Source organism: Undibacterium sp. SXout20W (assembly GCF_049340285.1).
Classification (GTDB): Bacteria; Pseudomonadota; Gammaproteobacteria; order Burkholderiales; family Burkholderiaceae_D; genus Undibacterium.
This window is the reverse complement of the sequence record NZ_JBMPPH010000074.1, coordinates 1-9,752: the sequence shown is the minus strand read 5'-3', so window position 1 is coordinate 9,752 and position 9,752 is coordinate 1. Positions and strand designations below refer to the sequence as shown.

8 protein-coding genes are annotated in these 9,752 nt (G+C 43.2%); 6 read left to right on the top strand and 2 right to left on the bottom strand.

Annotated features, from left to right (window positions below; translation table 11 throughout):
• Nucleotides 1-664 precede the first annotated feature (664 nt).
• Complete coding sequence (locus ACO0K1_RS19570) at nucleotides 665-1,738, top strand: helix-turn-helix transcriptional regulator (protein ID WP_423028798.1); 1,074 nt, start codon at nucleotides 665-667, stop codon at nucleotides 1,736-1,738.
• Nucleotides 1,739-1,888: 150 nt separating this feature from the next.
• On the opposite strand, the gene ACO0K1_RS19565 is transcribed toward ACO0K1_RS19570, so the two are convergent.
• Nucleotides 1,889-3,301: an MATE family efflux transporter gene (locus ACO0K1_RS19565; protein WP_423028796.1), complete on the bottom strand. Its 1,413-nt coding sequence runs from the start codon at nucleotides 3,299-3,301 to the stop codon at nucleotides 1,889-1,891.
• Nucleotides 3,302-3,583: 282 nt separating this feature from the next.
• Between ACO0K1_RS19565 and ACO0K1_RS19560 the strand changes: the two genes are divergently transcribed.
• Nucleotides 3,584-4,225, top strand: coding sequence for an SOUL family heme-binding protein (locus ACO0K1_RS19560; protein ID WP_423028794.1), 642 nt, complete (start codon nucleotides 3,584-3,586; stop codon nucleotides 4,223-4,225).
• An 80-nt stretch (nucleotides 4,226-4,305) separates the two neighbouring features.
• Nucleotides 4,306-4,494, top strand: a complete 189-nt coding sequence (locus ACO0K1_RS19555) for a hypothetical protein (RefSeq protein WP_423028792.1) — start codon at nucleotides 4,306-4,308, stop codon at nucleotides 4,492-4,494.
• 63 nt (nucleotides 4,495-4,557) lie between these two features.
• Here ACO0K1_RS19555 and ACO0K1_RS19550 read toward each other — a convergent pair whose 3' ends face one another.
• The gene (locus ACO0K1_RS19550) at nucleotides 4,558-5,901 is read right to left on the bottom strand and encodes a 2-hydroxycarboxylate transporter family protein (protein ID WP_423028790.1); all 1,344 of its coding nucleotides are present in this window, start codon (nucleotides 5,899-5,901) and stop codon (nucleotides 4,558-4,560) included.
• A 499-nt stretch (nucleotides 5,902-6,400) separates the two neighbouring features.
• Between ACO0K1_RS19550 and ACO0K1_RS19545 the strand changes: the two genes are divergently transcribed.
• The 3 genes from ACO0K1_RS19545 to ACO0K1_RS19535 all read left to right on the top strand — a co-directional run bounded on the left by ACO0K1_RS19545 (nucleotide 6,401) and on the right by ACO0K1_RS19535 (nucleotide 9,655).
• Nucleotides 6,401-7,075, top strand: coding sequence for a response regulator (locus ACO0K1_RS19545; protein ID WP_423028788.1), 675 nt, complete (start codon nucleotides 6,401-6,403; stop codon nucleotides 7,073-7,075).
• Entirely contained in the window at nucleotides 7,059-8,453 is a 1,395-nt protein-coding gene (locus ACO0K1_RS19540; RefSeq protein WP_423028786.1) for a sensor histidine kinase, read from the top strand. Before ACO0K1_RS19545 ends, ACO0K1_RS19540 begins: the two co-directional genes overlap by 17 nt.
• Nucleotides 8,454-8,650: 197 nt before the next feature.
• Nucleotides 8,651-9,655: an ABC transporter substrate-binding protein gene (locus ACO0K1_RS19535; RefSeq protein WP_423028784.1), complete on the top strand. Its 1,005-nt coding sequence runs from the start codon at nucleotides 8,651-8,653 to the stop codon at nucleotides 9,653-9,655.
• Nucleotides 9,656-9,752 lie beyond the last annotated feature (97 nt).

Below are 9,752 nucleotides of genomic sequence, written 5' to 3'. Positions count from 1 at the left end.
CTTGGGTAAGATGTGTGTATGTCATTTCGGGCAACTTTGACTTGGAGGTCTGGAAGGCCGGATGCTACTGCATCTTCCCACCTTTAACCATTTATCTTCAGTTGCACTTCATAGTTGAACTCGCGAAGTTAAATCAGAATCGTTTTGAGCAGAAATTCTTTATGAGAATTTCTGCTTAGTTGTTTGAAGTGTTAGTTCACGATGTCATTCCTAATCAATAAAATTCTATTATTTTGCACGATATCTGAGTTGAAACATTATGTGGCATCGGAAAGCAATGGTTCTATAAAAGCTAATAGTGGTTATCAATTCAGGATCACTTTTTTATGAGTTCGGATCGATGAATGTCTTGTTGCATTTTTGAAAATAATGAACAGCGTTTCATATCAATGAACGAGCTGAAATTAATTAAACGCAGGAAATAAGCGAAGTAGCATCATTACTATGTTGCCGATGAGGCAAATCGTTCTTGTGAAGACGCTTTGAAACGAAATAGTGGTAAATGCCGACGGTATGTTCAATTCATCGTATGCCATTAAAAACTGTCGCATGGAACTATAAAAACAAAGTGCGTTTTTTTGATCTCATTTGTCACCGTTAGTCATTGTTCAGTGGTCATTTTTGTCATTAGTTTGAAATCAGCATTTATTTTTGAAAGAGCAATATGTTGAGACTTTTTTCTGCACAGGAATCCAGCATTTCATCACTTGACCATTTGACCTTAGATCAGGATCTGTCTTGCATTGAAAAAAGTAATTTTTCACCGATGCCTCTAGTCGATACTTCTGAGTATAGTCGGTCTAAAAATGCCATTTATTGGAACGTGTCGGCCTGGGTAGAAAATTGTTTCGGAAAAATAGTGACCGTACCCGATGGAGTATGTACCCCTATTTCGCTAGACGATATCAAGACCTTACTTCAGTATGCAGAACGGGAAGAAGCGAAGATTATCATTGACTTGCAAGGAACGAAGAACCCATTTAATAGTCCCTTAAAAAACGAAAAGTCAATCTTACTAGTTAAACTGGATAAGCTTGCATACATTAAAAAAATCGATGGTAGTGTTGATAAATATCTATTGGGTCCTAGCGCAACGGCAGACCAGTTAAATAGTTTTTTTGTACAACACAATATCCCTCTCGAAAAACATATTGATTTTCAAGGTGCAAATAATATTTTCGATTATTACTTAGACTATCTTGAATCACAGGACGATGATGCGTTTTTGCATCCGACCATATTCTTGTATCTAAGATTGGAAACAATCGCCGGAAAATTTATCATCGAAGAGATGAATATAAATGCGAAAAATCAACGGGGAAATATAAGAGACTTAATGTTATCAGCTGGATCGCCTATTGGAATGATCTCTGGAATTGGCGTTGATTTTAAGTCGTTTGTAAAACATCCAAGGGATGACCAAAGGAATATAGAGAAACTTTCGGAGCTTGATCAAAAAAATTCCATAGAATTTAACGTAACCCAAAATCGTGAGCATATTAATTTCAGCACAGATGTGACTATGGATTTGCTGAAAAAAATATTTAGACTGACCGAAAGAGAGTCATTTGTATGTTGTTTGCTTCTTGAAGGTAATGGTGATAAGGCGATATCGAATAAATTAAATATCAGTTATTGGACCGTCAGAACGCATGTGAATAAAATCCTAGAAAAATTGGAAATTTCATCCAGACTAGAAATCGCATTCAAAGTACTGGAACTCTATAAAAATCTGTGACCAATCAATGGCTAACCTTTTGTGGAAGGTCGATGACTGATTGATGGGTAGAATAAGTTGCGTTTTGCGCATTAACGCATTAGCGCATTAGCAAATTAGCGATCATCGAAACCAATCGTAAACACAAAACGACATTATTCCTGATTTTTTTTATTGATCATTAAGTGTGTCTTTGTGACGTAAGCGACGATTTGTCGTGCGTACCGCCGGAATCCAACCTCTCCGCCACCAACGTGCGCACATGATCAGGCCACGTGTCCATTCATCCAAGGCATAGGCAATCCATATACCTATGAGCCCGAGATGAAAGTAAACACCAAAGATCCAGGCGCCGCCGGTCATTACAAGGATCATTGATGCTATGCCGGCTGCCACTGGAAAACGGGCATCGCCTGTCGCACGTAAAGCGTTAATGACGACAAGATTAAATGCACGCCCTGGCTCAAGGATGACGGTAATCCAGAGTAGGCTCGTACAGGTCGCTATGATGGCTTTGTCGTGGGTGAAAAAACTCATCAACCATGGGGCTGATAAGGCGACCAATAACGCGACCGACGTCGAAACGAATATTGCCAGCTTCAGACTTTTGCTCACTAATTGATGGGCTTGTCTTAATTGACGTGCACCAATCAAATGTCCCACCATGATTTCGCAAGAAAATCCAACCGCCAGACTAAAGACCAGAATAAAAAATGAAAGTTGCGTTGTATAACTATGGGCAGCTAAGGCATCTGCTCCCATCGTTGCTGTCATCGAGACTGTTGCAAGCAAGGCCAGACGATAAGCGATATTTTCAGCGGCACCCGGTAAGCCAATGTGCAAGGTCGACACTAACAATTTTCGTCTTAACTGCCACCAATCGTTCGCTTTGGGTACTAAGTTCAAACGCCACTGCCACAGCATCAAATGCAAGCCTACCCCAAAGAGTCGGCTAAGTGCCGCAGCTAAAGCAAAACCAATGATTCCCATTGCCGGGATCGGTCCCCATCCATGCATTAATGGAAACGCGAGTAATAAATGAAAAACGTGCATCGCAATCATGGTCATCAGTGTATCTGCCGTATACATATGAGCGCGCATGACAGAGCCCATGCACGCATTGAATGCATCAAGCAGCAACACCAGGGACAGCATGCGCAGATAGGGCGTGGCAATCAACATCACATCATACGGTGCATTAAGTAATTGCAACAACGGGCCGGCCAGCAATGCCAGGGTACCGCCCGCGCCAACGCCTATCCAGGTGCTAGCACCTAAAGCCGCACGCGCCATATCATCGGCCGCTTTACGATTGCGAGCACCCAGATTTTGGGTAATGACGACACTTGCACCCATGCCAATGATACGGAATAGTAGAAAAAACGTTGCTTGTACTTGGTTCGCCAACCCGAAAGCAGCGGATGCAGTATCTGAAACTTTAGAAGCCAACCACAATCCTACCAGTCCAACAAAAATCCCCAGAACCAGTTCTGCCAGGAGCGGTCCCGTGATTGCTACCAATCGTGGACGCTGGTGTAAGGTCGAATCAGAGTGTGCCAATGGGCGCCGCAGAAAACGAAACATGAACAAATCAATTCAAAAATATTGAAAAATAGGGGAATCGACATATCGCCGATCAATCAAGTTATGCAAACTTTGTGCCCGTACGGGTGGATTCACGAAGTTTTGGATGATACGTGACAGCGTCACATGTTATCTTACAAAAATACTTACGTGTTTCAGCGAACAGTCGCTACTATAGCTATTCCGATAAAATTAAATTCTCAGCGAAACGTTCGGCGCTTCGATGAAAGTTCAATCTGATGATATCTCGTTGCTGACCACTACAAAAAAGGAATCGTACTAATGAAACTTGACGCTAGCAGACTCCTTTTGCCAGGTTTTATCGTGGCAACAATATTTTTTGGGATTTTTCCGATGATAAGTCAAGCAACAGAAGAACCGGATTTTAAAATCGTTGAACGGATCAATGGCATAGAAATTAGGGATTATGCGGCTTACACCGTTGCCGAAGTGGTCGTTGAAGGTGCGGCAGAACAAGCGGGGAATCGAGCGTTTCCGATCTTGGCTGCCTATATATTCGGCAAAAATAAAGGCTCGCGTAAGCTTGAGATGACGGCGCCAGTGACGCAGACCGCCGAACCGGTTAAATTAGCGATGACAGCGCCAGTAACGCAGTCAGCCACCGAAGCGGGATTTTTAGTGCAATTTGTATTACCTAAAGATATCAACCTCAGCAACGCACCTGAGCCTATCGATCCACGTATCAAATTGCGACAGGTGGCTGCAGCGCGATTAGCTGTGATTCGCTATTCCGGCTTTTGGTCAGAGGATAACTATAATCAACATTTAGGCTTGTTACAGTCAACCTTAAAATCAGCGAATTTGGCGTGGGAAGGTGATCCTGTTTATTCGCGTTATGATCCCCCATTTATGCCTTGGTTTTTACGCCGCAATGAAATCTGGTTACACCTGAAGAATCAATAGCCAGTGAATGAATGGTCAGATCTATGCTGGACTGATTCAAGTTGATCATATTCGCTCTTTAATCACGAACAGGGATGTCTATGCCCCTTAATCACAATGGCACAAAAACCGCGATTAGCCAGAACATTAAATTGATTGTCGATGAATGGCAACAGTCCGGCCATATTGGCAGTAGCCACCCTCATACAAAAAGTAAAGCAGTTCAGCAGGCGGTGGCGATTGCTTTATCTACCGCAGATCGCGACCGCAAAAAGACTGATCCATCATGATGTGAATGACCGTATTCAATGACAGTCATTCATTGGGATCACTGATGGGGCAGGCGAGTACCGTTATTTGAGCTGAGAGAGTGCGAATAAGGATAGCGTAACCACGATTGCACCGCCAATACGTGTAGAAATTTGCGCGAATGGCATCAATTGCATGCGGTTCGCTGCGGTTAAAATGGCGACATCCCCAGTGCCACCTTGACCGCTATGACATGCATTGACGATGGCAGCTTCGATGGGGTACATATTCAAACGCCGACCTACATAAAATCCTGTCGCCATCAGTGTGACGACAGTTGCGATAATCGTAATCAAATTGGTGATGTTAAACGCGGCAACCAATTTATCCCAAGGGGTCATCGACGCGCCAATCGCAAAGAGTAACGGATACGTTACTGCGGTTGAAAAGAACTTATAGACCACAAATGATGCTTGCTCTAATTGCGGCGAAACAGCGCGCGACAATTTAAAAACAACCGCTACGAACAGCATCGCTACTGGCGCAGGAAAGCCAAATAACTTAAAGCACATCATACCAACCATGTAAAGTGAAATGGCAGTGATACCGGCTGCGGCAATGTGAGCAATAGTCGTACCTGCTGGTATTCCATCTTCGGCTGCATTAAAGCTACTATTTTCACCTTCTTGAAGACGGCCTTCGCCAGTTAAATGTGGATATTTTTTACCCACAAAGTTCAGGCTTCCTGCCAGTAAAATTGCAGTCAGACTTCCCAGCATAACCGATGGCAGAACCTGAGCAAAAATATCACCTTGCGATTGACTTAAGATACTGGAGTAGCCAATTGATAAAGGAATCGCCCCTTCACCCACGCCGCCGGCCATAATTGGTACAACAATGTAGAAAAACGTGTGGAAAGCACCAAGTCCGAGCATGCTACCGACCAGTGTGCCAACGATGCTGGCAACGACAGTTCCCGCCGCCAGCGGAATAAAAATCTTAAGGAAGCCTTGGATCAGAATGGTTCTGTCCATACTCAGAATACTACCGACAATAATTGACGCAATAAATAAATAAAGGAAATTACTTGTCTTGGTGAACTCGACCACATTCTTCAGAACTAAATCGGGTAGCAAATGACTAAATGCCAGATAGGACGGAATAAAGGTGGCGAAAATTGCCGCAGCACCGATATGGCGAACCAGGGGCAAACGCTTACCGAATTCGGCACAAGTGAACCCACCAACTGCCAAAATTGCGATTGATACTGAAATATCCGTCGGCACTTTGCCGCTAGACACAAAACCGATAATCAGCGCAAGCAATAAGCAATAAATTGGGAATGGAATAATCCCAATGCGGTATTCCATTAATTTCCACCACGCATTTGGCCACAATGGTGAGCGATCAAGCTCAGTCGTTTGCCGGGCTGCTGTTGTTGTTTTCATCTTGTCTCCTGTATTAGACTTTGTGGCCGTGTATTTTAGTGGCCGATGCATGGCAACTGAATCAACAAAGCCATTTTTGTTTGTTGTGATTTTTTAGACTTTAGACTTTAGCCTTGATAGCCATAGCTACCTCAATTGCGCCAACATTTGCGTAACCATGATAAAAGTGATCGTTTTTATCTTGTATATCAACAACTATCGTGACACTTAAATGTTAAATTATTGTAATTTTAATATCATTTATATTTGAACTACGCCGCCCAAACTTGCCAAAATAGCGACCGTAAGGATTTTGATTTTCATACCGTTGTCTCCTGATTGTGAGTCATTATTCGATGTTTTTTATATATTTTGTTCTGCAGAGTAATCCAAACTGGATTTTCTGTTATCCAGACGCAATGTAAAACATGACACCCTTCTAAATGCCTTCAGTCAAAAGCTTGTGGAATAAATGCGACGAAGGTGACAGAAATCATCAAATTGATTTACCCTTAGGACCATGAAATTACTCTTGGTTGAAGATAATCGTGAGCTATCGACGTGGCTCACAAAACTATTAACGCAGTCTGGCTATGCGGTGGAGCAGGCTTTTTCTGGCGAAGATGCGGCACATTTTTTGTTGACGCAGACGTACGATGCAATTCTGCTCGACCTGACGTTGCCTGGTATCAAAGGTCAGACACTACTTAAAAATTTGCGTTCCCGAAACAATGAAGTGCCCGTATTGATCATCAGTGCGCTTGATACGCTGAGCGATGTGATTGAGAATCTTAATCTTGGCGCAGATGACTACATGGCCAAGCCATTCGATATTCATGAGTTGGAGGCTCGTCTGCGCTCTTTATTACGAAGGTCTAAAGGCAAGGCAAGTCCTTTGATTAGCTGCGGCACCTTACATTACGACAGTAACTCCAAGATTTTTAATGCTCACGGACAAGATTTAAGTTTTACCCCGCGCGAACATTCGATTTTAGAAGCGCTGATTCGTAATGCTCATAAGACAGTTTCAAAAAAGAATCTGACGGATAGTTTATTTACACTCAATGACAGTGTGTCGCCCAAGGCTTTGGAAATTTATATTGTGAGACTGAGAAAGAAAATTGAAGGTTCTGGCGCGCAAATTATTACCTTGCGTGGCTTGGGCTATATGTTGACGTATGAAGCGCAAACTTAATAGTTTAAGGACTCAGCTGGCGCTGTGGGTATTTTTACCCGCCGTATTGATATCGGTGGTCGATTTATTGATGGGATACCGCGATGCAGATCGTGTCGCAACCTTAGTGCAAGAGCAGCTACTTAAAGGGTCGGCAAAGACCATCTCTGAGCAGCTAGAAAAGGTGGACGATCATTACGAAATCAGTATCCCACCCGCAGCATTTGAATTATTTGCCAATGAATTCAAAGATCATATTTACTTTACGATACGAACTGGTCGTGGCAAGTTAGTTGCTGGCAATGAAGAATTGCTTCCATATACTGCGCCATTAAAAATCGAGAAGGAGCAATATTATCTGTCGACGATTCGAGGTGAGCCGGTTCGCGTGATTGCCTATGAAGAGGTGCTTGCCAATGGTGTTGGTAATGAAACCAGCATTACGCAAGTGGCACAAACACTACATAGTCATCACGCATTTCGAAGAGACTTGTTCAGCCGGACAATACGCGAGCATTTGATTTTGTTAGCGATTGTGGTTTTTGGTTTGATGGTTGGATTACGTTGGATGATGCTGCCCTTAATTCAGTTTGGAGAAAAGCTGCGACATCGTCGTACCGGATCCTTAGAAAGCTTGTCTGCCGAGGATGCGCCCAAAGAATTGAAACCAGTCATTTTTGCCATCAACGATTACGTGACGCGACTTAATAAAACATTGTCTTCCTATGAGCAATTTGTTGCCAACACTGCGCATCAGTTACGTACCTCGTTTTCTATTATTAATTCTCAAGTCGATTTTGCGAAACGCAATCCAGCAAACGATAAGGATCAACAACAAGTTCTGGACGACATAAAAACGACCATATCGCAGGGCACCAAGGTCATTAATCAATTGCTGATACTGGCGGCGGCGGAACAAAATCAAGCCAATGCTATTCTCGGAAAATTGGTGAACTTGTCAGAATTAATCAAACAAGTTGTGGTTGATCTGGCGTTACTGGCGCAACAGAAAGAGCTTGATCTTGGCATTGATGAGTTAGATGAATCGGTGATGGTACGTGCCAGTCCTTACTTACTCAGAGAGCTGATTGCTAACTTAGTTAATAACGCGATTCAGCATATCCAGATCGGTGGAATGATTACTCTGAGTCTGGCTATGGAAGATGGGGTGGCGTTACTCACGGTACTTGACAACGGCCCTGGGATTTCTTCTGAGCACCGGGAACGAGTATTTGAACGTTTTTATCGCGTTGACGAGAAAAAGTCGAATAGTTCCGGGCTTGGTTTGCCTATTGCCCAAAGCATCTGTGATTCCTTAGCTGCAACCATTCGTTTGTGTGATCCAGCGCATGGTCGTGGTTTGCAGGTAGAGGTGAGATTCCCTATCGAACACGAATGAATGACAGATAGCAAGGCGTTTTTTTGTCGTTCATTTGATGATGTCACAATATGACTTCTACATCATGACTTCAAAATTATGGTTTCAAAATTGTCGCTACTAAATCATGGCATTAAAATCATGGCATTAAAATCATGAGATTAAAAATTAGTTCCAGCACTACATAAAAAAGAAAATAAATTCCGATTGGAGGCAACATGACATTTTCATCTAAGCTGATGGTGGCGGGTTTCTCATGCATGCTGACCACGGCGACTTTCGCCGCCGAAAAAATTAGCATAATGGTTGCCGGTATCGAAAAGCAGATTTATCTGCCAGTTAAGCTCGCGGAGCAACTGGGCTATTTTGCAGAAAGCGGACTGGATATTGAATTTTTAACGGATAGAAATGGCAACAATGCCGAGACTGAGTTGCTCTCGGGCTCCGTGCAAGGTGTGGTCGGTTTTTACGATCACACCATTAATCTGCAGGCAAGAGGGAAGTTGGTTAAGTCGGTAATTCAATTAACACAAACGCCCGGGGAAGCATTATTGGTCTCGGAAAAAGCATCAAAGGAAATAACGTCAATTGCGCAGTTAAAGGGAAACTCGGTAGGCGTGACGGGTTTAGGGTCATCGACGTATACGATTTTTCGCTTTCTCGCACAAAAATCCGGTCTCAAAAGGAGTGCTATCAACGTCTTGCCAGTGGGTGCTGGCGATAATTTTATCGCTGCCTTAATGCAAGGGCGCATACAAGCTGGCATTTCTACTGAACCAACGATTTCACGACTTACTTCGACGGGGCGGGCAAAAATTTTGTTGGATTTACGTGGCATAAAAGAGACGCGTGCTGCATTTGGTGGATCTTATCCAGCCGCGTGCCTCTATATGCCCAATGCCTGGATTGTATCGCATCGTAGTGAAGTTCAAAAAATTGTGACCGCGTTAGGCAAGGCGTTAGCCTATATCCAAACACATTCTGCCCAGGAAATCAGTGAGCAGATGCCAGTCGAATTTTTTGCAAATGATAAAGAAAATTACGTGTTGGCACTTAAAAATGGTAAGGAAATGTACACTGCTGACGGCATTATGCCGGAAGGCGGCCCATCTACAGTGCTCAGCGTTTTACAAGACTTTGACAAAAATGTTCAAGGGAAGAGTATTAATTTGCAAAACACCTTTACGAATGAGTTCGCGAGTTCAACTATGAAGTGCAACTGAAGATAAATGGTTAAAGGTGGGAAGATGCAGTAGCATCCGGCCTTCCAGACCTCCAAGTCAAAGTTGCCCGAAATGACATACACACATCTTACCCAAG

Excerpts from the sequence above, each read along its gene's own strand:
- ACO0K1_RS19570 (WP_423028798.1), top strand. The coding sequence starts at position 665 with ATGTTGAGACTTTTTTCTGCACAGGAATCCAGCATTTCATCACTTGAC.
- ACO0K1_RS19565 (WP_423028796.1), bottom strand. The coding sequence starts at position 3,301 with ATGTTTCGTTTTCTGCGGCGCCCATTGGCACACTCTGATTCGACCTTA.
- ACO0K1_RS19560 (WP_423028794.1), top strand. The coding sequence starts at position 3,584 with ATGAAACTTGACGCTAGCAGACTCCTTTTGCCAGGTTTTATCGTGGCA.
- ACO0K1_RS19555 (WP_423028792.1), top strand. The coding sequence starts at position 4,306 with ATGCCCCTTAATCACAATGGCACAAAAACCGCGATTAGCCAGAACATT.
- ACO0K1_RS19550 (WP_423028790.1), bottom strand. The coding sequence starts at position 5,901 with ATGAAAACAACAACAGCAGCCCGGCAAACGACTGAGCTTGATCGCTCA.
- ACO0K1_RS19545 (WP_423028788.1), top strand. The coding sequence starts at position 6,401 with ATGAAATTACTCTTGGTTGAAGATAATCGTGAGCTATCGACGTGGCTC.
- ACO0K1_RS19540 (WP_423028786.1), top strand. The coding sequence starts at position 7,059 with ATGAAGCGCAAACTTAATAGTTTAAGGACTCAGCTGGCGCTGTGGGTA.
- ACO0K1_RS19535 (WP_423028784.1), top strand. The coding sequence starts at position 8,651 with ATGACATTTTCATCTAAGCTGATGGTGGCGGGTTTCTCATGCATGCTG.